Genomic DNA, 23,306 nt, shown 5'->3' on the forward strand with positions numbered 1-23,306 from the left:
TCGGAGCCAGATGACCTCGACACACCGACCCACACTCGGCATCGGGATGGTCGGCCACGCCTTCATGGGCCGCGCCCATTCGCATGCCTGGCGCAGTGTGGACGCGTTCTTCGACCTGCCGTGGCGGCCGGTACCGGTCGTCCTCGCGGGCCGGGACGTCGGCCGGGCGGCCACCGCCGCCACCCGGCTCGGCTGGGCGAGCGCCGTCGGCGATTGGAAGGAGTTGCTCGACCGCGACGATGTCGATCTCGTCGATATCTGCACACCCGGCGACAGTCACGCCGAAATCGCCATCGCCGCCTTGCGTGCGGGCAAGCACGTGCTGTGTGAGAAGCCGATGGCCAACAGCATCGCCGAGGCGGAGTCGATGGCCGCCGCGGCCGAGCAGGCAGCACTGCGCGGGGTGCGGTCGATGGTGGGATTCAGCTACCGGCGGGTGCCCGCGCTGGCCTTGGCGCGAAATCTGGCGGCGCAGGGCCGGATCGGCACCATCCGGCACGTGCGGGCGCTGTACCTGCAGGACTGGCTCGCCGATCCGGAAGCGCCGCTCACCTGGCGGCTCGATCGGCGGCGCGCCGGGTCGGGAGCGCTCGGCGACATCGGCGCGCACATCATCGACGCCACCCAGTTCGTCACCGGGGAGGCGCTGACCGGGGTGTCGGCGCTGCTGGACACATTCGTCACCGAACGCCCCCGCTCGGACGGGCCGGGCCGTGGCCGGGTCACGGTGGACGACGCCGCGCTGTTCCTCGGTCGGCTCTCCGGTGGCGGACTGGCCTCGTTCGAGGCGACCCGGGTCGCCGCCGGACGCAAGAACGCACTTCGCCTCGAGCTCAACGGCACCCACGGCAGTCTGGCCTTCGATCTGGAGGCGATGAACGAATTGTGGTTCCACGACCACACCGAGGAACCGGAGACCGCCGGTTTCCGCCGCATCCTGGTGACCGAGCCGCAGCACCCCTACTCGGGCGCCTGGTGGCCCGCCGGGCACGGCCTCGGCTACGACCACACCTTCACCAACGAAGTCGCCGATCTGGTCATCGCGATCGCGGCGGGCAAGGACCCGAGCCCCAGCTTTGCCGACGGGCTCGCGGTGCAGCGAGTGCTGGCGGCGGTCGAGGAAAGCGCGGCCGCCGCCGGGCGCTGGACCGCCATCGGAGGAGAACGACCATGAGACCGATCACGCTGTTCACCGGCCAGTGGGCCGATCTGCCTTTCGAGGAGGTGTGCCGGCTGGCGGCCGACTGGGGCTATGACGGGCTCGAAATCGCCTGTTCCGGCGATCATTTCGAGGTGCACAAGGCACTGGCGGACCCCGGTTACACGCCGCTCAAACGGAAGACTCTCGAGCGTTACGGACTTCAGGTCTTCGCACTGTCCAACCACCTGGTCGGCCAAGCTGTTTGCGATCATCCGATCGATGAACGGCACCGAGCCATTGTGCCGCAGCGCATTTGGGGCGACGGCGAGCCGGAGGGCGTGCGTCGGCGGGCCGCGGCCGAAATGGCCGATACGGCGCGGGCGGCCGCGCAGCTCGGCGTGCGCACCGTCGTCGGGTTCACCGGATCGAGCATCTGGCACACCGTGGCGATGTTCCCGCCGGTGCCGCAGGAGGCGATCGAACGCGGTTACCGAGATTTCGCGGAGCGGTGGAATCCGATCCTCGATGTGTTCGATGCCGAAGGGGTGCGTTTCGCGCATGAAGTGCATCCCAGCGAAATCGCCTACGACTACTGGACCACCGTGCGTGCCCTGGCTGCCGTCGACCACCGGCCCGCCTTCGGATTGAACTGGGACCCTTCCCATTTCATTTGGCAGGACCTGGATCCGGTTGCATTCATTCTGGACTTCGCGGACCGGATCTATCACGTCGATTGCAAGGACACCAAGGTGCGCTGCGGCGACGGCAGACGCGGACGGCTCTCGTCCCATCTGCCGTGGGCCGATCTGCGCCGCGGCTGGGATTTCGTCTCCACCGGGCGCGGTGATGTGCCGTGGGAGGACTGTTTCCGGGCCCTCAATGCCATCGGCTACGCCGGACCCATCTCGATCGAATGGGAAGACGCGGGCATGGACCGCCTCGCCGGGGCACCCGAAGCGCTCTCCTTCGTCCGCCGCCTCAACGCCATCACCCCACCGTCGGCCCCGTTCGACGCGGCCTTCGGCGCCGACCGGTGACGCGTGGCCTCCGCCTCACCGGCTGCGGACCGGAGGTGGGCCGACGACCTCGAGGTCCAACTCCGCCCGCGCTCGCGCGTAACCCGCTGCCGGGAAATGCATATCCCCGTCCTCGCTGTGCACATGCGCCTCGGTCGGTGTGTTCATGTACTCGAAGAACTTCTCGAACACACCGGTGGTCAGCAGGCCGAGCATCTGGGTGTTGTGGCTGTCGAACGCGAAGCTGTGCACGGTGCCCGCGGGGACATGTAGGAAATCACCTTTGGTGAGCAGCAGCTCTGTACCGTTGGCGTGCACCAGGATTCGACCCTCCAGACAGATGAAGTTCTCCGTGTGCTCGCGGTGGAAATGCCGCGGGATGTAGGGGCTCTTGCCGCCGATGGTGTGCATCACGAAGTAGGTTCCACCGGTGTTGGCGGACCGCGCCAGATAGGTGTTGAGCTGGCCCATGCTCGCCCACCGGTCGCCTTCGCCCACCTCGAGGACATAAGGCGATCGGCCGTCCGGCAGCGACGTTCCGGTCACCGGCGGCAGGTGATGCTTCGCCAGATCGTGGAATCGTACGCCGAATTGGGCGGCGAGTTCCGTTTGCTGTCCAGCGGATACCGGCCGGTCCGCGGTGACCTCGAAGACGTGCGACGCGGTCTCGCGACCGGTGGCTTGCGCCCACCGGTGCCCGTCGCCCACGGTGAGCCAACTCAGGAACCGGGTGCGGTGCGCGAGCATGCGATACGCGTACGGCACGCCGGGCGGAACGGTGACCGAAGCGCCAGGGATGAGGACGTGTGTTTCACCCGGCAGCCACACCCGCAGCTGCCCGTCGGTGACGTACAGGAACCGGTGCTCCTGCTCATGCGACAGGAAAGGCGTTTCGATTCCCTTGCCGCCGTACACATATGCGGCGCCGAACTGCCCACCGGTGTCCTCGGGCCGGGCGATGATCGTGATCAGCTGCCCGCCGAGTTCGTGCCGTTCACCTTCACCGGCAGCCAGGTAGTACGGGACGCAGCGGCCCGGGAGCGTGTCGACGCTCGGGGCAAGCGTGTGAACTTCATCGATAGTAGGAATGTCGAAGACGGTCGAAGCCGTGTCCAAGGAAAGAACTCCTCCGAACGCAGTACCCGGGCCCGGGTCACCGCATGCGCGGTTGTAAAGCCTCTCGTAGGTCCTGCCTGATGCGGATGGTAGCAGGACGAACCGGTCGGCTGGGTAATCGCACCACCGACGGTTGCGGACGTCTCCGGCGGGTACTTCTCCGGCACTACAGGAGGTTTCATCATGATGGCCATAGCTGCCGCTGTCGCGTTCGGGCTCGCGTTGCTGTTCGATCTGATCAATGCCAGCCTCGGTGACAACATCACCGAAGGCACGCTCGTCACCCTCGGACTACTGTTCGTCGCCTTGCACTTGGCCGGTGTCGGCACCAACCGCTCCTGGAACTGGCGCCGCCGCCGGTGAAGCGCCGCCTACGGCCGTCGGTCGGCCCGACGCATCGGTGCGCGACCGAGGACCGCGTGCATCACTCGGTGGCAGCGATCAGTGCGCGCAGCGCGGCGATTTCCGCATCCAACGCCGCCCGTCCGGCGTCGGTGATGGACAGCCACGTTCTGGGTCGGCCATGACCGGTGTTGCGAGTGCTGGCAATCAACCCGGCGTCTTCGAGCACTTTCAGGTGCCGGTTGAGATTGCCGTCGGTGAGGTGCAAGGTGTCTCGTAGCGCACCGAACTCCATCGAAATACCGGTTCGCAGCAGTGCGAGGATGCCGAGGCGACTGCGTTGATGCACCGTGTCATCGAGCCCTACGGCGGGGTGCACGTCGGTCATCAGGCACCACGCGCGGGATCTGCGCGAACCAATTCGACGAAGACGGCCAACGCGGCCGTCACACCTACGGCTAGGGCCACCACGGAATAGCCGTCTTCCACATCGGCGATGGCAACGATGACGGGCGTCGCGACGCAGACAATCGCTACCGCGGCCGTTGTCATCGAACGCCAGGCCGCGGCGAACATACCCAAACCCGTGCCGACTATCAGCCACGGAATCACCGCGCCCCATTCGCCTCGGTAGAACCAACTCGCCCCGAGGGTGGCAACCAACATCACCATGCCGGTCAGAAATGCCAGCCCGCCACGGCTTTCCGGCGCCTGCACCCGTCGGCTGACGAAGAACCACGCGCAGGCGATCGCCGTCAGCGGGGACACGATCGTGTAATACAGCGACACACCATTGCCGGAGTCGAGCATGTTCACGACCGGTACCGACGCCAGCACTTCGACGGCGACACACAACAGCGGAAACCACACGGGCGAAGCCAACTTCCAGCCTTGCGCGGTCCATTTCTCGATATCGCCGACGAGCTGACGTGCGCCCTCGGCATCCGGGTAACTTTGCGATGCAGAGTTCATGAATAAACTTTGCCTCGCAAAGCTATGGGTGTCAAGAGACGGGACGTCCCGAACGTGCGCGCCTATCGGCGCGCAGTCCCGCGCGGGCTCGGATGGCGGCCGTGGCTTCCTACGGCGTCGAGCCGCTACGGACGCTGCTCAATACAAGGTCGCTATATGTGCCGCCAGCTCGGGCTCGCTCAGCGTTCTCGGAACGGTGTCGACTTCGGTGTATTTGCTGACGAAGACGAAGGTGGGGTGGTCGGTCACGCGGAATCGTTGCGACACAGATCCGTTGGTGTCGGCGATGCTTATGAAGGGTAGGGCGTGGTCGGCGGCGAAGGCACGCATCGCGGGTACCTCGTCGCCCGAGGCGACACCCACGAACTGTACGTCTGGATGAGCGCGAGCGGTCTCGGCGACACGAGGGGCCTCGGTTCGGCAGGTTTGGCAACCCGGCGCCCAGAACCACAGCACGACCGGCTTTCCCACCAAACTCGCGCCGAAGAACTCGGCACCGTCGACAGTTCTCGCGGTGAATCGCAGTGGCTCGGGTACCGGGGCGCCGGGCCCCGCGCTCGAGCTCATCAGGACCGCGGGTTGAGCCGACGATGCGACCGCGGGATTCGTATCCTCGTCGCTCCCAACACATCCGGCCGCAAGCAACGCCGCGGCGAGCACCAGCACACCCTGACCGATCTTCATGTGATGAACCTCCGATTCATGCGAAGAGCCGGACTGATCCTCGACCGCGAGAGGCTGGTTCACGTCCGATGACGGGAGAACAGCAGTGGCGACACAATCCATTGTCCTGAATCGGTCGGTCCCGGGCGACCTTACGGCCGATCGGTTGCTGGGGTGCGGATCGCGGAGGCGGCCGGGGCGGACCGGGTCGAGGTGTGCGGTGGGCTGTCCGACGGTGGGTTGACTCCGAGTGTGGGGCTGATCGAACACGCGGTGGCGCTGACGGCGAAAACTGAAGTGCACGTTCTTATTCGGCCGAGGGCAGGGGACTTTCGGTACTCCCCCGAGGAGATCTCGGTGATGGTGCGCGATATTCGTGCGGCTCGCGCGGCGGGCGCCAAGGGAGTTGTGGTCGGTGCGCTGGATTCGTCCGGTGCGCTGGACCCGGCGTGCGCGGCGTTCGTGGACGCGGCCGAACACCTGGACGTCACACTCCACCGGGCGATCGATGTCAGTGCTTCTTCGCAACGGGCACTGGACCAGGCGATCTCGTTCGGCTTCACACGAGTGCTGACCTCGGGCAGGCAACGCTCGGTCTTGGACGGCGCACCATTGATCAAAGACCTGGTACGGCAGGCTTGCGGCGCGATCGAGGTGATGGCGTGCGGCGGCGTCCGCGCGGCGAACGCCGCCGAAGTGCTTGCGGCAACCGGCGTCACAGACCTGCACGCGGCCGTCCGCAAGCCGGTGCACGGCGCCACGAACGGCGCGGTCTCGTTCACCGGAGTCGGTGTCCCCCAAGGCTTCGACCGCTTCGAGACCGACCCCGCCGAGGTCACGGCGCTATGCGAGCTCAGCCGCGGTCGAAACGGAGTATCCGCTCAGCCCCGGGTCGCCTCGATCAGCCGCTGGCGCAGCCAGGTCAGTGGGGTGGCGCCGCCGCCGACCGGGTAGCCGGGGTAGCTCTGATGGATCCCGGACTTCAAGAAGTCGTCGATCTGCCGTTTGCGTTCTTCGTAGGCCGAATTGTTCAGCTGGTCGGCCAGCAGACCGAGACCACCGGCCGCGAGGGCATCGTTGATCAGTTCGTCCGCCTGTCGCTGATAGGAGCCGAACAGGTCGGGGTTGGGGTTCGAGATCTGGGCGAAGAAACCGGCGATGCGAGCGGCGAAGTCGCCATCGGGAGTCGCGCAGTACAAATCGCCTGCGGCGCAGAATGTATAGGTCTGTGGGGAGAGCCAACCGAAGCCGCCGAGGCGCGGACCGCCCGCGCCGGCACCCGTGACGGGCGGACCGATCAAGGTGTCGGTCGGTGAGCGGCGAGGATCGGAGATGAGTCCCACCAGCGCGACACGATTGGGCGACACCGCACCCAATCCGGTGCCGATCTCGGCGGCGAGGTCACCGGCCGCATCCGCGCCCTGGCTGTAGCCGAGCAGCGCGAATCGGGTGTTGTCACAACGCTGGGCCATCGTGGCGATCAGGCGCCGGGCATCGTCGACAGCTTCCTGTTTGGAACGGCCGTATACGTCGCCTTCCCACGGGAATGCGGTCGCAGGGTACGCGACGTAGTCGGTCCAGACGTCACCTGGCAAATCTTCGGCGACTTCAGCGAGCATCCCTTTGCCGGGGTCGGTATTCGAAGTCTCCCAGGTTCCGGGAATCGCCACGACGTACATTTCGGGGCAGTGCTGTGGGGCGGCTTGCGCGGTCGACGCGGTGCCGACCGGTAAGACGGCGGTGACCATCGCTGCCGCGCATGCGGCGGTGTTCTTCCATCGCGAAAACATCGTGTGCTCCATGTTCACTGCCGGGGGCGCCTTACCCCGTCGGCGAAGGCGCTCGGTGTGTATATCACGTCTCCGGGGGATCTTCCTTGCAGGTGAGAACAGTGTCCCAGAAAGTTCGCTCGCCGCAACCGGTTCGGGCTGTTCGCGCGGCGTCGGCCGCGGGCACTAGCTGCCGCGGGGTGTGATGAGGCCGGATTCATAAGCGATGACGACAGCTTGAGCGCGACTGCACAGTCCGAGTTTGTTCATGGCGCGGTAGAGGTGGGTTTTGACGGTGCCGTTGCTGACGGACAGGTGGCTGGCGATTTCGGTGTTGGACTTCCCGGTGCCGACCAATCGGAGTACTTCGATCTCGCGGGCGGTCAGGGCATCGAGGTCCGGCTGGGGTTTCTGGCGTGGTTTGGTGCGGCCGGCGAATTCCTCGATCAAGCGGCGGGTGATGGTCGGCGCGATCAGCATGTCGCCGGTGGCGACGGCGTGAATGGCGGCCAGGACTTGCTCGGGCGAGGCATCTTTGAGCAAGAAGCCGGAGGCGCCGACGCTGAGCGCGGTGTAGACGTACTCGTCCAGGTCGTAGGTGGTCAAGATGAGCACGCGGGGCGGCCGAGGGGTCGCGGCGGCGAGGATCCGTTCGGTGGCGGTGATGCCATCCATGCCCGGCATCCGGATATCCATCAGCACCACGTCCGGTCGCAGGCTCGCCGCCAGGGCGACCGCTTCGTCACCGGTGGCGGCTTCACCGACCACATCGAGCTCGGGACTGGTTCGGATCAGCGCGGCGAGTCCACCGCGGACGAGTGGTTGGTCGTCAACAACCAGTACGTTGATCATCCGACCGTCCGTCGCCCGCAGGTCGGGTGTTGTGATCCGGATGCGGCTCATCGGCCCCGGTCTCCCCGGCGATCGGGAGGCTCAGCACGACACGAAATCCCTTCTGCGGCAATGCACCTGCGGTGAGCTTACCCCCATACAGCTTTGCCCGTTCCCGCATGCCGATCAACCCGTGTCCCTCCGATGCCGAAACCTTGCTGTGCACCGTACCCGGGCCGTCGTCGACAACCTCCACCACGACCTCGTTCGGGTGGTAATCCACGGTCACGCTGACCTGGGCTTTGCCCGCGTGTTTGAGGACGTTGGTGAGCGACTCCTGGACGACCCGATAGATGCACAACTCGACACCGGCCGGTAGGCGGCGCACTGTCCCGGTGACAGTCAGGTCGACCGGCACACCCGCGGCGGTCACGTTGTCCACCAGCTCGCCGAGCCGATCGACGCCGAGACCGACGTCGAGCAACTGCGCGTCGCGCGGCTGTTCCGGGTCGAGCCGGAGCAGGGTCAGCAGGCGTCGCATGTCTTCCAGCGCTTTGCCGCTGGCATCACCGATGGCCTGTACCGCGGTGTAGGCGGTGTCGGGATCGGTGTGGAAGACGTAGCGGGCCAGTCCGGCCTGGATCGAGATCGCCGACATGTGATGGGCCACAACGTCGTGCAGTTCCCGCGCGAGCCGGACCCGTTCCTCGATGACCGCGCGGCGGGCCCGGGCTATCCGGTCCCGGTCGAGTCGTTCGGTCAGCGCGGCGAGTCGCTCGTTGCGGGCGGCCAGCACCCGTTTGAGGTTGCCGAGCATCCACGCGGTAAAGCTGAACTGCGGTGCCAGCACCAAGATCATCCACAATGCCATCTCGTCGCTGATCACGGCGACGAAAATTTGGGTGAGCGTGTGCAATACGGCTGCCGGGACCGATCTGCTCGGCGGATAGCGCCCGGCCACCGTGTACACCGCCAGGAGCGCACCGGCGCCGTTCAACGCTTCCCAGTACCCGGCCAGCGCGAACGCGACCATTCCGGTGCAACAGACCAACAACGTCAGTATCGGAGCCCGCTGCCGCCACACCACGGGCAAATTCGAGAGGACGATCAGCGCGGCGCCGAGCAGATCGAGCTCTTTGGGTCCCGTCGCGTAGTTGCTGTGGGCTGCGAGCAACGCGGCCGCGGTGAAGCCGATCGGCCCGCCGATGTCACGGATCCGCGGTAATACCGCAATAAACCGCGGTCTCAGCGATGTCACCGTCCACACCGACCCACCCTATTCGGACGGGGCAGCGGAGTCATCAACTGACGGTGCACTTCCGCCTACCACCATGGTTGACCGCACATGCCCTGCTACCGAACCGGTTTCGCCGAAAAACACAACTTGTAGCTGATTTCCCGCGACCGCTGAGCGCGTAATTTCACAGGGGCCGACAAATCGCGGTATCCGGAAAGAATTCACCGGCAGCGGCCGCGGGGGCGCAGAGGGGATGACCCCGCGGTCGCCGACGGTCCCCGGATCGGGACCTGTTTCTAGCAGAGGATCAGATTCATGACCCACGCACGACGTGTATTCAGCCGCGCATCTTTGGTCGTCGCGTGTGTCGCGCTCGCCTTCGGGTTGGCGGCTCCGGCGGTTGCCGAGACCCCGGATCAGCCGCTGCCGGACGAACCGGCGGCCGCCTGCGCCCAGACCCCCACCTCGGGAACCATCGAGCGGCGCATCGGTGAACGCGTCTATCTGTTGCACGTCCCCGCCGGGCTGCCGCGCTCCGCACCGCTGCTGTTGGCTTTGCACGGCGGCGGAAGTTGGCCCGCGAAGCACGAAACCCAAAGCGGCTGGAGTGGATTCGCCGACACCAAGAAGTTCATCGTCGCCTACCCGCGCGGTGGGTTGGCAAACGACAACGGCACCTGGTCGTGGCACTATCTACCCGGCCAGGACCAGGACGAACGCTTCCTGCGCGAGGTCGTCACCGATATCGCCGCCACCTGGTGCGTCGATGCCCGGCGAGTGCACGTCTCCGGGCATTCCAACGGCGGCCAGATGACGACTCGGATGGCATGCAGCGCCGCGCGATTGGTTGCCTCCGTCGCGGTGTACGCGGGTCCGGCGCACAGCGCGAATCCCTTCGACTGCGCACCCGCCCGGCCGATTTCCTTCGGCCTCTTCGCCGGTCAGAACGACCCGGTAGTGAATCTGATCCTGATGGGCAACCATCGGCTGAACTGGCAGATCCGCAACGGCTGCACCACACCACCGGTCCCCGAACCGCACCCGGCCGGAGTAGTCGCGGCGGAGGTCAACACCTGCAACGCCGACACCGAGGTCGTCTGGCGGGTCTACAACGCCGGCCACGGCATCCCGGGCGGCGAACTCGGCGCCGACATCCGCAATCGGATGTGGACGATGTTCCAGAACAACCCGCGCCCATAAGCCCGGTTCGGGCAATCCGCGCAAGCTCCACAGAATAGTTCGTATCTGGGGTCCCATGTTCCTGATCGCCGACCAGGCCGTATCCGCCGATTCGTTCTGGACTTTTCCTACCGCCACACTCTCGATGGTGCTGCTGGACAGCATCTTCCGCACCGAGCACCCGAAGTTCGATCATCGCGTCGACGCGGGATTGTCCAGCAGCACCCTCGCCCTCAGCCTGCTCGGGCACGCGGCGTTGACCGCGCTACTCGCGCTGCTGGTGATCGCGGGCGAGGTCGGCAACTGGCCGGACGCGGCGTGGCTCGGCCTGGTCGTCGGCTCCGCCGCCGCGGTGCCGATCAGCGTCTTCCGCTGGCTGCGACATCGAATGCCGTGGGAATCGGCCGCACTGCACGGCGGGCACTGGCTACTGAAACTGTTCACCGGCACGTTCATCGTCACCGGCGGAGTGCTCAACCCTTGAGGACGGCGGCCTGGTTGTCCCGCTGGATGATCAGGGCGACATGAAGCCGGGAAGGGCAGTCCAGCTTCACCATCACTTGCCGGAGATGGTTCACCACAGTCCATTCGGACAGCCCTAGGCGCCTGGCAATCATTCGGTTCGTCATGCCGGTGGCCACCAGCTCGGCGATTTCGCGCTGTCGTTCGGTGAGGACGGTCAGCGGCGGAGCGGGCGGTAGCTCCTCGCTGTCGCCGTCGGTGTCCGGAACCGCCGGGTCCGGCGTGCCGCGTTCCTCGAGGAGGCGGGCGAGTTCCAGCCACGCCTGTGCCTGCCGCCGGGCGAGGTCGACGACCGCGCCGACGTGACAGTCCGGCGCGTCGGCGAGGCGCGTCAGCTCGTGGATCGCGATGTCGACCACATCCGTTGTCCCCCACACGATCTCCGTCATAGCCCATCCAAACCCATTGTCCAGCCGATTCGCCCTCGACTTGCTGGAAGCGGATCGAAACCGTCTTCCGTCGTATCGAACATCTGTGAAATTACGGGCTTCCGGGTACTGAGGGCATCCGATGTAGGTTGTGTCTTCGGTGAAACCGGGTCGGTAGCCGGGTGGGCGGGGTCAACCGGGGTTGTAGGCAGAACTCCACCTCAGGTTGATCGGTTGTTCCCCAGATGTCGGTGACTACTGGGGAGTTCCGGCCCGGGCTAGCATGGATGCGCTGGAGCCGCTGGGGGACAATGTCTTTCACGAAGAATGCACCGCCACGGTCCGTATTCCACGAAATGAGGACTCAGATGCGTAGGTGGGCGGCAATTCTCGGAACGGCGGCCGTGCTGTCGATGGCCTCCGCACTTCCCACCGCAGCCGCCGATCAACCGGGCGAGCCCGCAGGGGCGGACCTGGTGACGCACTGGGAGATGACGCACGGGGACACTCGCACCGAAGGTGACGTCTACTGGGGCTCCGGTTATTCCGCGTACGCGTACGGTTGGGTCGAAGCGGGCGGCGCCGTCCGCACCGTCTGCTATTCGGGGAGCGCCGGTGAACTGGGGGCCGGTGGGGAGTGCACCACCGTGCAGCCCGGTCGCACCCAGCGCTTCGCCTACCGGTTCTTCGTCAAGACCGAGGGTGGGGTCCATCGGGTCGACGTGACGCTCTTCGACGGGGCGAAGCCGAGTGAGGAAGGCGTTCTCGGTCAGCTGTATTGCACCCGTGAAGGCTGCACCCCCATCTAGGCCCGGTTTCGTTCCAGCGTGGTGCGGAGTTCCTGCGCGCCGGCGAGTTCGTCGGCGAGAGCGCGGGTTTCGCTGGCGGTGAGCGGTACCGCGGCAGCGGTGTCGAGCAGTTCCGCGGCCCGGTCGGGTTCGCCGAGCGTGATCGCGAGCTCGGCGAGATAGACCAGGGCTTGGACGCGCTCCGGGTTCGGCGAGGAATCGCCGTGTTTGGCCAACGTCGAGCCCAGCACTTTGGTGGCCTGCCGATGGTCGCCGTGGGAATCCCCGAGTACCACCGCGGTCCGCAGCGCCTCGGCGAGTTTGCTGTCGGCGCGAGCTGTCGACGGCCCTGGCCGCTCGTCGCCGGGCAGTTGCGCGATGCGAATCCAGTTGCCGCCCGGGTCGACGATGGTGAAGCCGGAGACATCACCGGCGTTCTTGCGTTTGCGCGGGCGCGTCATCCGCGGAATACCGGCGACGAGCAGTTTGCCGTATTCCGCGCGCATCCCGTCGGCGAAAGACCGGTACAGCGCGGCGGTATCGGCGACGTACACCGCGCATTGCCCGTAGGAGTCCGCCGGATCGAACCCCTCCCAGGCACCGAAATGCAGCTCGATGTCATCGCGTCGCAGCGCCACATACTGATTCGGCCGCATCTGCCGGTAGGTCACCTCGAACCCGAGCGCGCGATAAAAGGTAGCCACCTCATCGATGTGCCGACAGGGCAGAATCGGAACCGTTCTCTCACCAGACATCTCGCCATCCCACCGTCGCAAACCCCATCCATCCCACACCCTCCCCCGCACCCCCGCAAGCCACCCGAAATACCTGCACCCGCTCGGTCGAGGGTCAGTGCGTGCTCACCGCGGCCGGTCCGGCTGCCCGGTCCTAGGCGTCGATGTATCGGCTGGCCCGCATGTCGAGTCGCCGTCGCTCGGTGGGGCGGAGACCGTCCCTACGGCGTCATGCGGTCAGCGCACGGCGCAGGACCGCGCCGAGTTCGGCGAGCTGCCGCTGTGACACGTCGGCGGACAGGAGCGCCTGTGATCCGTGGAAAGTGCCGGGCCACTGGTGCACCTCGACCGACACGCCGGCCTCCAGCAGGCGCAGTGCGTAGACGAGGGCCTCGTCGCGATTCGGACAGAATTCGGCGGTGGCGATGTAGGCGGGCGGCAAGCCGGACAGATCGGTGGCCCGCGCCGGGGCGGCGTACGGCGAGGCTGGCGCGGAGCCCAGGTAATGCCCCCAGATCGCGGTGATTTTGTCGTGGTTCATCCAGGGTGTGTCGGTGAAGTGCCGTGCCGACCACGTCTCCTGCCGGTCATCGAGGCCGGGCTGGTTGAGCAGTTGGAAGTGGACCTGCGGCCCCTGCTCGTCCCGCGACCGCAGCGCTACCGCGGCGGCGAGACACGCGCCCGCGCTGTGACCGCCGACCGCGATCCGTCCCGGGTCGATGCCGAGTTCGGCTGCGTGCTCGACCGCCCAGGCCAGCACGGCGTAGACATCGTCGAAGGCGGCGGGGAACGGATCTTCCGGGGCCAGGCGGTAGCCCACCGAGATCACCGTCGCGCCGGAATTGTCCGCGAGCCGAGTGGCCCATGGGTGCTCAGTGTCCAAGTCGCCCATGACGAAACCGCCGCCGTGCATCCAGACGATGGCGCCCTGGGCACCGTTCGGGCGGTAGATCCGCACCGGCACGTCGGGATCACCGGGCACCGTGCGGTTTTCGATCGCCATGTTCGTCGTGTCCGGTAACGGTATCGCGGCGGCCAACCCGGCGAGACCCTTGCGCGCGGCGACCGGATCGGTCAGGTCCGCCTTGGGAAACAACGGGACAAATGGTTCGAGTTCGGGATCCATACCGCTATCCTCGCGGGCCCCGGCCCGGAGATCATCCGCCAACCGTCGGGCATTCCGGTATCGCCACGCGACGATTGCCGCATATCCTCCTGACATGGAGGCATTGGCGGAACGGCTGTCGCAGTTGGATTCTGAAGCGGAAGGCGCGCTCCGTGTGGTGATGTTCTACGACACGCTGATGCGCCGACGGGTGGATCTCCCGGCGCTCGCCCGAGCCTCGGCGGCCCTGGCCGAGTGCGTGACCGGGATTCGGCTGCACAGCACGGGACGGGCGGTGCGCATCGCACCCGACGGCACGGAAGCGGCCGCCCCGCCGCTGTCCCCGTCCACCACGATGCTGATCACCCTCGACTCGGAGGAGATCGGCACGGCGTGGCTGGAACGTCCTGGCCCGCCCCGCCTACTCGACGAACTGCTGCTGGACCGGCTCGCCATCGCCGTCGCCGCGGTCATCGAGCGGTACGGACCGGCCAGCACCACCATGGCCGACCCCGCCCTCGTCGAACTGGTGATCAGCTCGGACAGCGACGACGCGGCCCGGGGTCGGGCGTTGCGGCTCTTGGGTTTCGCCGCCGACCTGCCGATCCGCGTCGCCGCCGTACGGTCGCGGCTGCCGCTCGACCAGATCGCCAGACTGGTCTGCCCGGCCCGCCCGGTGAAGGCGGCTCCCGTCGCCGGGCTGGGTGTCATCCTGGCTACCACCATGGACGCGACTCAGTTTCCGGCAGGAGTGTGCGCCGGGATCGGTTCCGCCGAAAGCCCCGACAGGTCCTGGCGGGAGGCCCGCACCGCCCTCCGCTTCACCACCGCACACCAGCCGGTCGTTCACTACGCCGGCTTGGGGGCGTTGGCGCTGCTCGCCGAGCTATCCCGGGACACCGTGCGAGACAACACCGATGTCCGCGCGATCGCTCGAATCGCAGGCAACCCAGACGATCTGGCGACGCTGGACGCCTACTGCGTCACCGGCTCGCTACGCCGCGCCGCCGAGCTCCTCCACCTGCACCACAGCAGCGTCGCTCGCCGACTCGAACAGCTCGGAACGACACTGGGTCTCGAACTCACCGAGCCCACGGGACTGGTCCGCGCCAGACTCGCCCTCACTGCTTGGCGGCTGATCGACTGAACCCGCCTCGTCATGCGGCTACGGGCACCGGCTCGTGTGTCGACTCGGCAACCAGGGGTGGGGATGGTTGATCGAAGGCCTCCCGGTCGAGGATGCCCTCCCGTTTCGCCACCAGCACCGGGATCACCATCTGGCCCGCGACATTCGTTGCGGTGCGGATCATGTCGAGGATCGGGTCGATGGCAAGAAGCAAACCCGCGCCGGCCAGCGGCAGGCCCAGCGTGGACAGGGTCAGCGTGAGCATCACGATGGCGCCGGTGAGGCCCGCGGTCGCCGCGGATCCGACCACGGATACGAAGGCGATCAAGAGATAGTCGCGGACACCGAGCTGCATCCCGGTGAGCTGCGCGACGAAGATGGCCGCGAGTGCCGGATACACCGCCGCGCAGCCGTCCATCTTGGTGGTGGCGCCGAAGGGCACCGCGAATGACGCGTATTCCCTTGGCACACCGAGCCGTTCGGTGACCATCCGTTGCGTCAGCGGCATCGTGCCGATCGAGGAACGGGATACGAAGGCCAATTCGATTGCGGGCCAAGCTTTCGCGTAGAAGCGAATCGGGTTCACGCCACCGACGGTGCGCAGCAGGATCGGGTAAACGACGATGAGCACGATGAGGCAGCCCGCGTAGACCGCGATCGTGAAGGTCGCCAGCGGTCGTAGCAGGTGCCAGCCGTAGCTGGCGATCGCCTTGCCGATGAGTCCCGCGGTACCGATCGGCGCCAGCCGGATCACCCACCACAGCGCCTTCTGCACCAGCTCCAGTACCGACTCTGCCAGTGTGACAACGGGTTTGGCGGCATCACCGAGTTTGAGTGCGGCGACACCGAGCACGGCGCCGAGGAACACCAGCTGCAAGACATTGCCGTTGATGAAGGCCCCGACGACGTTCGTCGGGATGATGCCGGTGAGGAAGTCGGTCCAGCCGCCCTTCGCCTCCGGCGCCTTCGCACCGGTCAGCGTCAGGTCGACGCCGCGACCGGGATTGGTGATGAGGCCGAGCGCGATGCCGACCGCGACGGCGATGAGCGCGGTACCCATGAACCACAGCAGGGTGCGGCCGGCCAGCCGGGCGGCATTGGTGACATGCCGCAGTCCGGCGACGCTCACCAGTACCGCGGTGAACACCAGCGGCGGCACCGCGAGCTTCAGCAGCTGCACGAAGATGCCGCCGACCTGGGTCAGGGTGCTGGTGAGCCAGGCGGCGTCGGTCGCGCGGGCGAGGAAGCCCGCGGCGATACCGACCAGCAAACCGAGCAGGATCTGGACGCCGAACGGCCAGCGCGCCGGATTGAGGGTACGGCTGCGCGAACTGGGTGCAGACAAGGAAACCATCTCCAAGGCAATCAAAGGGATCTAGTGAGGTGCGTGCGCGCGTCAGCGACACAACTGCGCGGCCAGACGGCCCAGATCCACGTGCAGCCTGGCGACCAGGTGCACCACTGTTACGGAGAGGTTCACAACGCTCTCCAGAGTAAGGGATTCGTCCGATCAATTTCGATCCGGTCGAGTTGCCGCGTTTCGGCGTACGTCACCCGACGCTCGATATTCCGCCTCGGGCAGCGAAGACGGCGGCGTGGTCCCGGCCTCGGCATGATGGCATCCCCAGTCGAGTTCGATTCGCCCCCAGTTGGTTTCACCGCTTCGCCGGGCGAATGATGCGGGTATGCCGATGACCCGCACCGCACTCGCAGTCCTCGGCCCGTTGTTGCTCCTCGTGGGATTCGCCACGCCCGCTATCGCTGACGACTGGCCGACCCCGGTTGCCGTCGTCTCCCGCGTGGCCACGACCGACCCGGTCGTCTTCGTCACCCTCGACGACGGGTGGAATCACGACCCGGCCGCACAGCGACTACTGCTGGATCGCCAGGTGCCCGCGTCCCTGTTCCTGCTACCGGGCGCCTATTCCTACGACGCGGGCTACTACCGCACTCTGCTCGACCGCGGGCCGTCCCGCATCGAGAACCACACCGTCGACCATCCGGATCTGACGACGCTGGACGCGGACGGGCAGCGAGCCCAGCTGTGCGCGGCGCGCGATAAGACATTGGCGCAGTTCGGTCAGGAGCCGCGCCTGACCCGGCCGCCGTACGGCGCGTACAACGACAGCACCCGGACCGTTGCCAGGGCATGCGGCGCGAAAGCACTGGTGACCTGGACCTACGACCTCACCACCTGGGCCGGTGTGCCGCCACCGACGCCGACCCTCGAACCAGGCGACATCGTGCTGCTCCATTTCAACGAGACCGTGACCGCCGACTTGAACCGCGCCCTCGCCGCCGCCGAGGCGGCCGGTCTGCGGCCCGCGCCACTCCGGGACTACCTCCCGGATTGACCCCGGACGTGGGCAAAGGCTTCCGCGAAAGCCGCGGCGATCGCTGCCCCTGAAATATGGGGATCTCCCGAGCGTGAACATCGATGTACAGTTCTGAACATGGATGTTCACTCCGGAGGTAAGCGGTCGACATTGGCGGTGGCCGCGGACGTACTCGCCCTGGACCCGACGGCATCGCTGGCCGTGATCGCCGAGGCGGCGGGTATCGGGCGCACCACGCTGCACAAGCGCTACCCGAAGCGCCAGGACATGCTGCTCGCGGTCGCCTACGACTCGATCGAGTTGATGGAGCAGGCCTTGGTCGACGCGGGGATGACCGACGAGCAGACGGACGCCGCCGAGGCACTGGGGCGTTTCATCGAGGCCTGCGTGGCCCTCGGCTCCCGGATCGCGTTCCTGTTCCGGCAACCGTCACTGGACCCGGTGAAGGACATCCAACTCGCCAGCGACCGCATCGACGCGACCACCAACGCGTTCATCGTCCGCGCGCAGCGAGAGGGGCTGCTGCGCGCGGACCAACCCGCGTGGTGGATCAACTCCACGCTCTATGCCATCTGCTACGGAGCGTGGGAGAACGTCGCCCTCGGCAGGCTCGCCCCACTCGATGCCCCGAAACTCGCGCTCGAGACGGCGCTGACCGGTCTCGGGCGGACGGACCGCGCGCAGTGACCCGGTCACCGCGATTCAACTTGCGCGGCAACAAGAAAACAGAATTGATAGCGAGGTTTTCGCATGACAATGCTGGCAGATGCCCGCCTGTTCACTAGGCTCGCCGCAGCCCGTGTCGGTAACTGGTTACTCAGCGCCCGCGGCGACGAACTGGCCCGCATGGACAGCCCACGCAATCGACTCGATCCGTATCCGCACTACGCACGGCTGCGGTCGCAGGGCGGGCTGTATCGCAGCAGCGTCGGTATCTGGGTGGCGACCAGTTACCAGCATTGCCATGATGTGCTGCGGGACCGCCGATTCGGTGTCCAGGCCGCCCCAGGTCCGACGCCACGCGCGTTCGAACGCTTCATGCGGGAACGGGAAACCGGGGACGTGCCATCGTTTCTGGAGCTGGACCCGCCCGAGCACACCCGGCTGCGCAAGCTGGCCCGACCGGCCTTCGGACCGGCCAAGATCAAGGGCTACCGCACGCTTGTCGAGAAGGCGACGATGGACCTGCTCGATCGCGCGCAGGCCAAGGGCCGGTTCGACCTGATCAGCGACTTCGCCGGACCGTTGCCGATCCGGGTGATCAGTGACCTGCTCGGCATCCCGGATGCGAACACCGCCCGCTTTCTGCACATCGGCCAGATCGTGGGACAGTCGCTCGACGGCGTCCGCTCGGTCCGCCAGTTCCATGCGCTGCGCGCCGCGGCGACCGAGCTGGATCAGATGTTCCGGAAGCTGGTGGAGCACAAGCGGATCGAGCCGGGTGACGACGTGATCACCCACCTCACTCATGCCTGCGACAACGGCGAGATGACCGTCGAGGAACTACTGGCAACCTGCGGGCTGCTGCTGATCGCCGGTTTCGAAACCACGGTAAACCTGATCGGCAACGGAACGCTTGCGCTGCTGGACAATCCGGAGCAGTGGGCGGCGCTGAAGGAGAATCCTGATCTCGCCGCGGCAGCCGCCGAGGAAACCCTGCGCTATGACCCGCCGGTGCAGGCCACGGTGCGGGTCGCCCATCAAGATCTCGACTTGGCCGGTACAGCGGTCGGCCGCAACGAACCGGTACTGGTCGTGCTCGGTTCGGCGGGACGCGACCCGCGAGCCTTCGACAATCCGGATGTCTTCGATATCACGCGCAGCCACGAACGCGACCACCTGGCCTTCTCGAGCGGCATCCATTTCTGCCTCGGCGCACCGCTGGCCCGATTGGAGGGTGAGGTCGCCTTACGGGCCCTCGCGGAACGACTCCCCCACTTGGTGTCGGCCGCGCCACCGGAACGCAGGGCCAGCGGTATTCGCGGGCTGACGCGGTTCCCGGTGACCACCGGAAGAAAGTGAGTGACCATGGAAACGAAGACGAACATTCCTGAGCACGTCGACATCCTCATTGTCGGCGCGGGTGTGTCGGGTATCGGCCTGGCCTACCACTTCCAGGACAAGTTGCCCGGCAAGCGGTACCTCATCCTGGAGGGTCGGGAGAAGATCGGCGGCACCTGGGACCTTTTCCGCTATCCCGGTATTCGCTCGGATTCCGATCTGCAGACTTTCGGGTATTCCTTCAAACCGTGGATCGGCGAGAAGTCGATTGCCGACGGCCCGGCGATTCTCGACTACATCACCGAGACGGCACGCGAACACGGCATCGACCGCCGTATTCGCTTCGGGCACCAGGTCCGCGCGGCACAGTGGTCGAGCGCGGACCAGCGCTGGACGGTGACGGCCGAATACCAAGGGCAGCCGGTGACATTCACCGCGGACTGGCTGCTCTCCGCCGCCGGGTATTACGACTACGACCAGGGCTACCTGCCGAAATTCGATGGCGTCGAACGGTTTACCGGCACGATCATCCATCCACAGCACTGGCCCGCGGATTTCGATCACGCGGGCAAGCGCATCGTGGTCATCGGCAGTGGCGCGACAGCGGTAACCCTCGTCCCCTCGCTGGCCGAGCGGGCCGCGCACGTGACGATGTTGCAGCGGACGCCGACTTACATCATGTCCGCGCCCGCGGTCGATCCGCTGACCAGGTTGCTGCGCCGCGTGCTCGGCCGCACGGCGACCGCGCGCATCGTGCGCCAGGTGAATATTCGCAAGGATTCGTGGCTGTTCGGCGTGATCCGATTCTTCCCGGATCGGACGAAGGAATGGATCCGCAAGTCCAACGCCAAGCAGTTGCCGCCGGGTTTCGACGTGGACAAACACTTCACCCCGCCGTACCAGCCGTGGGATCAGCGGATGTGCTTGGCGCCGGACGGCGACTTCTTCACCGCGATCCGCGAAGGGAAGGCGTCGGTGGTCACCGACCGCATCACGACCTTCACCGAAAATGGTCTGCTGCTGGAATCCGGTGCGGAGCTCGCGGCCGATGTCATCGTGACGGCCACCGGACTACAGGTGGTGTCGTTCGGCAAGATTCGGCTCACCGTCGATGGCAAACCCGTTGTGCCGGCCGAAACCTTCACCTACAAGGCGATGATGCTGACCGGTGTCCCGAATTTCGGTTACGTCTTCGGTTATCCGCATCTTTCGTGGACGCTGATGGTGGAGTTGATCGGCGGCCAGCTGACTCGGCTGATCGAGTTCATGGACGCGCGCGGCTATGGACTCTGCGTCCCGAGACCGCCGGTGCGCGGCACCAAAGAGCGTTCGGTGATCGACGACTTCTCGCCCGGCTACGTCAAACGGGCTGTCCAGGAATTCCCTCGCCAAGCCGCCGGGAAGCCATTCGAACTCGACATGGACTATCTGCTGGATCGCAAGTACTTGCTCGACGGCCCGGTCGGGGATCGGATGCGTTTCGAACCGAAACTTCCGGCCCAGCAGTCCGCTCAACTCGCGTGACCCCCAAGCACATTCACTGAAACGAGGAATAGATGAAGATCTACGAGGGCAAGGTCGCCGTGGTCACCGGGGCCGGGTCCGGCATCGGCCGCGCGCTGGCCGTCGAGTTGGCCGGGCGCGGCGTCTCGCTCGCACTGTCCGACATCGACACCGCCGGGCTGGCCGACACCGCGGCCCGGTGCGAAAAGATCGGCGCACCGGTCCAGCAATACCGCCTGGATGTCGCCGATCGCGACGCGGTCTACCGGCACGCCGACGAGGTCCGGGAGGATTTCGGTGGTGTCGATCTCGTCATCAACAACGCCGGTGTCGCGCTCGGCGCCGAGGTGGCGGATATGTCGTGGGCGGATTTCGAATGGCTGATGAACATCGACTTCTGGGGTGTCGTCCACGGCACCAAGGCGTTCCTGCCGGATCTGATCGCCTCGGGTGACGGGCATATCGCCAATCTCTCGTCGGTCTTCGGGTTTGTCGGCGTGCCTACCCAGAGTGCTTACTGCGCAGCGAAGTTCGCGGTCCGGGGCTTCACCGAGTCACTGCGCCAGGAGATGCGCATCGCCGGGCATCCGGTCGGGGTGACCTCGGTGCACCCGGGTGGGATCAAGACGAATATCGCGGTGAATGCCCGGGGGAACGACGGTCTCGATCTCGAGGAGGTGCGGACGAGTTTCGAGAAGAGCGCGTGGACCGATGCCGAATCGGCGGCGAAAACCATTCTGAAGGGAATCGAAAAGAATAAGCCGAGGGTGCTCATCGGGGCAGATGCTCGCCTGTTCGACTTGGTCGCGCGGGTAGTGGGGCCGCGGTATCAGGACATCGGGGCCGCGCTGGCCCGCCGTAGCGGCAAGGTCGGTGAACGGCACGCCGGAGCTTCGGCAACTGCGTCGAAAGGGTTGGTATGACCGGGCTATCCGCCTTGGACAGACCGTGCGCGGCGACCGAAACACGATTCGTGACCGGCGACGGCGTTGCACTGGCGGTGTTCGATCAAGGCCCGGCCGACTCGGACACAGTGATCTTGCTGCACGGCTGGACGCTGGACCATCGGAGCTGGGACGACGTCACCCCGCTGCTCGCGGCACACCACCGCGACCTGCGCGTACTGAGTTACGACCACCGCGGGCACGGGCGGTCGGATCCGGCCCCGGCCGGGACAACCACCGTCGAGCGACTTGCCGACGATCTCGCCGAATTGATCGAAGATCGCGTGCCCACGGGACGGATTGTGCTGGTAGGGCATTCGCTCGGCGGCATGACGCTGATGGCGCTTGCCGAACGGCATCCAGCGCTGGTGGCCGAGCGGGTCGGCGGGGCCGCCTTTGTCGCGACCAGTGCGGGCCATCGACTGCCCGATGGCGTTCAGACGTCCTGGATCGAGGAACGGTTCAGCCAGTTCATGACACTGTTGGAAAGCCCGTTGCGGAAACCGTGGTTGCGGTGGGCGGCGCGGTGGAACACCCGGTGGACGTTGTTCGGCCGGGACGCTCGGCTGCGCGACATCGACCGCATGATCGAACAGTCGGCCCTCGCCGCGCCCGGTACGGTGACCGGATTCGAGGCGGCGCTGGCGCGGCATTCCCGGCACGCCGCCCTGCGGCACTATCGCGATATCCCGACGATCGTCCTCGGTGGTGGGCGCGACCGTCTGTGCCCGGTGCGGGACTCGCACGCAATCGCGGCAGAGCTGAGCGGGGATCTGGTGCTCTATCCCCGAGCGGGACACATCCTTCCGTACGAACGGTCACGAGATGTGGCTCGCCGAGTGAACGAACTGATCATCAGCGCCGGTCGGTGAGCGCGACCACGGTGTCGAGGGCCGCCGCGGCGGTGAGGAGTGCGCGGGAGCGGTCCGTGAGGGTGGCGTCTCTGGCAGCCAGGGCCGAACGGATATCTTCGGATCGGTGGGGGCGGTTCAGTTCTGGGATCAGGGCGCGTAGGTGCGGGATGCGGTATCCGGCGGCGCGTAGTTGGTGGACAACGCGGGCGTCCCGAACCTGGTTCGGGGTGTAGCGGCGGGCTCGCTGTGGGCCGGTGCGATCCGGGGTGATCAGGCCTTCGGCCTGCCAGTGCCGCAAGGTCGAGGGGCGGATGCCCAGTGCGGTGGCGAGTTCGGCGACCGTCATCGAGTCGGCGGTGTGCACGGCGGTGATCGGTTCCGCGGAGATTGCTTCGGCGGCCCTGGTGGCGTGCGCGAGATCGATGCGTTCAGTGTGCAGGCGGGCATGGGCCGCGTCGAGCAGAGCGAGAGCTTCGGCGAGCGGACGGGTGTGCAACGCCTGGAGGATCTTCTTGGCTTCGGTGGGGCCGAGGCCTGCCGCGAGGGCCCGGTAGGCCAGTGCCGAGTGCAGGTGAATCTCACCGTAGGCGCGGTAGCCGGTGGCCGAGCGGGTGGCAGGCGGGAGTACACCGGCACGTTCGAGGTTGCGGATCTGCTGGACCGAGTAACCGGTATCGCGCGCGATGTCGACCGTGCGCTTGAACTGGGATTTGAGGGTTGGCAACCAAATCTCCTAGTCGGTCCGCCATAAGTCCACAT

Annotated in this window: 26 protein-coding genes; 14 read left to right on the plus strand and 12 right to left on the minus strand. The window is 66.5% G+C overall.

The genetic code is table 11. The annotated features are described in order from the left end of the window. The first annotated feature begins 10 nt into the window (after positions 1–10). Together ACFK0J_RS21845 and ACFK0J_RS21850 are read left to right on the plus strand one after the other, a co-directional pair. Positions 11–1,174, plus strand: a complete 1,164-nt coding sequence (locus ACFK0J_RS21845; RefSeq protein ID WP_378730079.1) for a Gfo/Idh/MocA family protein — start codon at positions 11–13, stop codon at positions 1,172–1,174. After that, complete coding sequence (locus tag ACFK0J_RS21850) at positions 1,171–2,178, plus strand: sugar phosphate isomerase/epimerase family protein (protein WP_378730081.1); 1,008 nt, start codon at positions 1,171–1,173, stop codon at positions 2,176–2,178. The genes ACFK0J_RS21845 and ACFK0J_RS21850 overlap by 4 nt, the downstream gene beginning before the upstream one ends. A gap of 15 nt (positions 2,179–2,193) precedes the next feature. Here the strand turns inward: ACFK0J_RS21850 and ACFK0J_RS21855 are convergent, their stop codons facing one another. Further along, complete coding sequence (locus tag ACFK0J_RS21855) at positions 2,194–3,273, minus strand: quercetin 2,3-dioxygenase (protein ID WP_378730083.1); 1,080 nt, start codon at positions 3,271–3,273, stop codon at positions 2,194–2,196. A gap of 183 nt (positions 3,274–3,456) precedes the next feature. Between ACFK0J_RS21855 and ACFK0J_RS21860 the strand changes: the two genes are divergently transcribed. Then, positions 3,457–3,636, plus strand: a complete 180-nt coding sequence (locus ACFK0J_RS21860) for a hypothetical protein (RefSeq protein ID WP_378730085.1) — start codon at positions 3,457–3,459, stop codon at positions 3,634–3,636. Positions 3,637–3,697: 61 nt separating this feature from the next. On the opposite strand, the gene ACFK0J_RS21865 is transcribed toward ACFK0J_RS21860, so the two are convergent. The 3 genes from ACFK0J_RS21865 to ACFK0J_RS21875 form a co-directional block, all read right to left on the minus strand. Further along, positions 3,698–4,003 carry a transcriptional regulator gene (locus tag ACFK0J_RS21865; RefSeq protein WP_378730086.1) on the minus strand — a complete coding sequence of 102 codons (306 nt, stop codon included), beginning with the start codon at positions 4,001–4,003 and terminating at the stop codon, positions 3,698–3,700. Continuing rightward, positions 4,003–4,587, minus strand: coding sequence for a hypothetical protein (locus tag ACFK0J_RS21870; protein WP_378730088.1), 585 nt, complete (start codon positions 4,585–4,587; stop codon positions 4,003–4,005). Before ACFK0J_RS21870 ends, ACFK0J_RS21865 begins: the two co-directional genes overlap by 1 nt. Positions 4,588–4,725: 138 nt before the next feature. Then, entirely contained in the window at positions 4,726–5,271 is a 546-nt protein-coding gene (locus ACFK0J_RS21875) for a TlpA family protein disulfide reductase (protein ID WP_378730090.1), read from the minus strand. Between the two features lie 153 nt (positions 5,272–5,424). Between ACFK0J_RS21875 and ACFK0J_RS21880 the strand changes: the two genes are divergently transcribed. Beyond that, positions 5,425–6,204, plus strand: a complete 780-nt coding sequence (locus ACFK0J_RS21880) for a copper homeostasis protein CutC (RefSeq protein ID WP_378730091.1) — start codon at positions 5,425–5,427, stop codon at positions 6,202–6,204. On the opposite strand, the gene ACFK0J_RS21885 is transcribed toward ACFK0J_RS21880, so the two are convergent. From ACFK0J_RS21885 to ACFK0J_RS21895, 3 genes are all read right to left on the minus strand, one after another. After that, complete coding sequence (locus ACFK0J_RS21885; protein WP_378730093.1) at positions 6,132–7,040, minus strand: cutinase family protein; 909 nt, start codon at positions 7,038–7,040, stop codon at positions 6,132–6,134. The genes ACFK0J_RS21880 and ACFK0J_RS21885 overlap by 73 nt on opposite strands. Positions 7,041–7,205: 165 nt before the next feature. Beyond that, positions 7,206–7,871: a response regulator gene (locus ACFK0J_RS21890; protein WP_378730095.1), complete on the minus strand. Its 666-nt coding sequence runs from the start codon at positions 7,869–7,871 to the stop codon at positions 7,206–7,208. Continuing rightward, on the minus strand, positions 7,849–9,108 hold the full coding sequence (locus ACFK0J_RS21895; protein WP_378730097.1) for a sensor histidine kinase: 1,260 nt from the start codon (positions 9,106–9,108) through the stop codon (positions 7,849–7,851). Before ACFK0J_RS21895 ends, ACFK0J_RS21890 begins: the two co-directional genes overlap by 23 nt. Positions 9,109–9,402: 294 nt before the next feature. Here ACFK0J_RS21895 and ACFK0J_RS21900 point away from each other — a divergent pair, with 294 nt between their 5' ends. Then, on the plus strand, positions 9,403–10,287 hold the full coding sequence (locus tag ACFK0J_RS21900) for an alpha/beta hydrolase family esterase (RefSeq protein ID WP_378730099.1): 885 nt from the start codon (positions 9,403–9,405) through the stop codon (positions 10,285–10,287). Between the two features lie 55 nt (positions 10,288–10,342). Further along, positions 10,343–10,750, plus strand: coding sequence for a DUF1761 family protein (locus ACFK0J_RS21905; protein ID WP_378730101.1), 408 nt, complete (start codon positions 10,343–10,345; stop codon positions 10,748–10,750). Here the strand turns inward: ACFK0J_RS21905 and ACFK0J_RS21910 are convergent. Then, positions 10,740–11,177, minus strand: a complete 438-nt coding sequence (locus tag ACFK0J_RS21910) for a LuxR family transcriptional regulator (protein WP_378730103.1) — start codon at positions 11,175–11,177, stop codon at positions 10,740–10,742. The genes ACFK0J_RS21905 and ACFK0J_RS21910 overlap by 11 nt on opposite strands. Before the next feature lie 347 nt (positions 11,178–11,524). On the opposite strand from ACFK0J_RS21910, the gene ACFK0J_RS21915 reads away from it, so the two are divergent. Then, a complete protein-coding gene (locus ACFK0J_RS21915) occupies positions 11,525–11,965 on the plus strand; it encodes a hypothetical protein (protein WP_378730105.1) in 441 nt (146 codons plus the stop codon). Here ACFK0J_RS21915 and ACFK0J_RS21920 read toward each other — a convergent pair. Next, positions 11,962–12,699 (minus strand): VOC family protein, encoded by a 738-nt coding sequence (locus ACFK0J_RS21920; protein ID WP_378730107.1) that lies wholly within the window; start codon positions 12,697–12,699, stop codon positions 11,962–11,964. The two genes, ACFK0J_RS21915 and ACFK0J_RS21920, sit on opposite strands and share 4 nt — an antisense overlap. Positions 12,700–12,907: 208 nt before the next feature. Further along, positions 12,908–13,804 (minus strand): alpha/beta hydrolase, encoded by an 897-nt coding sequence (locus ACFK0J_RS21925; RefSeq protein WP_378730109.1) that lies wholly within the window; start codon positions 13,802–13,804, stop codon positions 12,908–12,910. 94 nt (positions 13,805–13,898) lie between these two features. Here ACFK0J_RS21925 and ACFK0J_RS21930 point away from each other — a divergent pair, with 94 nt between their 5' ends. Next, complete coding sequence (locus ACFK0J_RS21930) at positions 13,899–14,930, plus strand: helix-turn-helix domain-containing protein (RefSeq protein WP_378730111.1); 1,032 nt, start codon at positions 13,899–13,901, stop codon at positions 14,928–14,930. A gap of 10 nt (positions 14,931–14,940) precedes the next feature. Here ACFK0J_RS21930 and ACFK0J_RS21935 read toward each other — a convergent pair whose 3' ends face one another. After that, positions 14,941–16,263, minus strand: a complete 1,323-nt coding sequence (locus ACFK0J_RS21935) for a dicarboxylate/amino acid:cation symporter (protein WP_378730113.1) — start codon at positions 16,261–16,263, stop codon at positions 14,941–14,943. Positions 16,264–16,594: 331 nt separating this feature from the next. Here ACFK0J_RS21935 and ACFK0J_RS21940 point away from each other — a divergent pair, with 331 nt between their 5' ends. From ACFK0J_RS21940 to ACFK0J_RS21965, 6 genes are all read left to right on the plus strand, one after another. Beyond that, on the plus strand, positions 16,595–17,263 hold the full coding sequence (locus ACFK0J_RS21940) for a polysaccharide deacetylase family protein (RefSeq protein WP_378730115.1): 669 nt from the start codon (positions 16,595–16,597) through the stop codon (positions 17,261–17,263). Between the two features lie 99 nt (positions 17,264–17,362). Further along, on the plus strand, positions 17,363–17,932 hold the full coding sequence (locus ACFK0J_RS21945; RefSeq protein WP_378730117.1) for a TetR/AcrR family transcriptional regulator: 570 nt from the start codon (positions 17,363–17,365) through the stop codon (positions 17,930–17,932). Between the two features lie 63 nt (positions 17,933–17,995). Then, complete coding sequence (locus ACFK0J_RS21950) at positions 17,996–19,267, plus strand: cytochrome P450 (RefSeq protein WP_378730119.1); 1,272 nt, start codon at positions 17,996–17,998, stop codon at positions 19,265–19,267. 6 nt (positions 19,268–19,273) lie between these two features. Continuing rightward, positions 19,274–20,770 (plus strand): flavin-containing monooxygenase, encoded by a 1,497-nt coding sequence (locus tag ACFK0J_RS21955; protein ID WP_378730121.1) that lies wholly within the window; start codon positions 19,274–19,276, stop codon positions 20,768–20,770. 32 nt (positions 20,771–20,802) lie between these two features. Next, entirely contained in the window at positions 20,803–21,672 is an 870-nt protein-coding gene (locus tag ACFK0J_RS21960; protein ID WP_378730123.1) for an SDR family NAD(P)-dependent oxidoreductase, read from the plus strand. Next, complete coding sequence (locus ACFK0J_RS21965; protein ID WP_378730125.1) at positions 21,669–22,565, plus strand: alpha/beta fold hydrolase; 897 nt, start codon at positions 21,669–21,671, stop codon at positions 22,563–22,565. The genes ACFK0J_RS21960 and ACFK0J_RS21965 overlap by 4 nt, the downstream gene beginning before the upstream one ends. Here ACFK0J_RS21965 and ACFK0J_RS21970 read toward each other — a convergent pair. Further along, complete coding sequence (locus ACFK0J_RS21970; RefSeq protein WP_378730127.1) at positions 22,549–23,271, minus strand: MerR family transcriptional regulator; 723 nt, start codon at positions 23,269–23,271, stop codon at positions 22,549–22,551. The two genes, ACFK0J_RS21965 and ACFK0J_RS21970, sit on opposite strands and share 17 nt — an antisense overlap. Positions 23,272–23,306 lie beyond the last annotated feature (35 nt).

The sequence above is a fragment of the Nocardia brasiliensis genome, from assembly GCF_042691675.1.
GTDB lineage: Bacteria > Actinomycetota > Actinomycetes > Mycobacteriales > Mycobacteriaceae > Nocardia > Nocardia brasiliensis_D.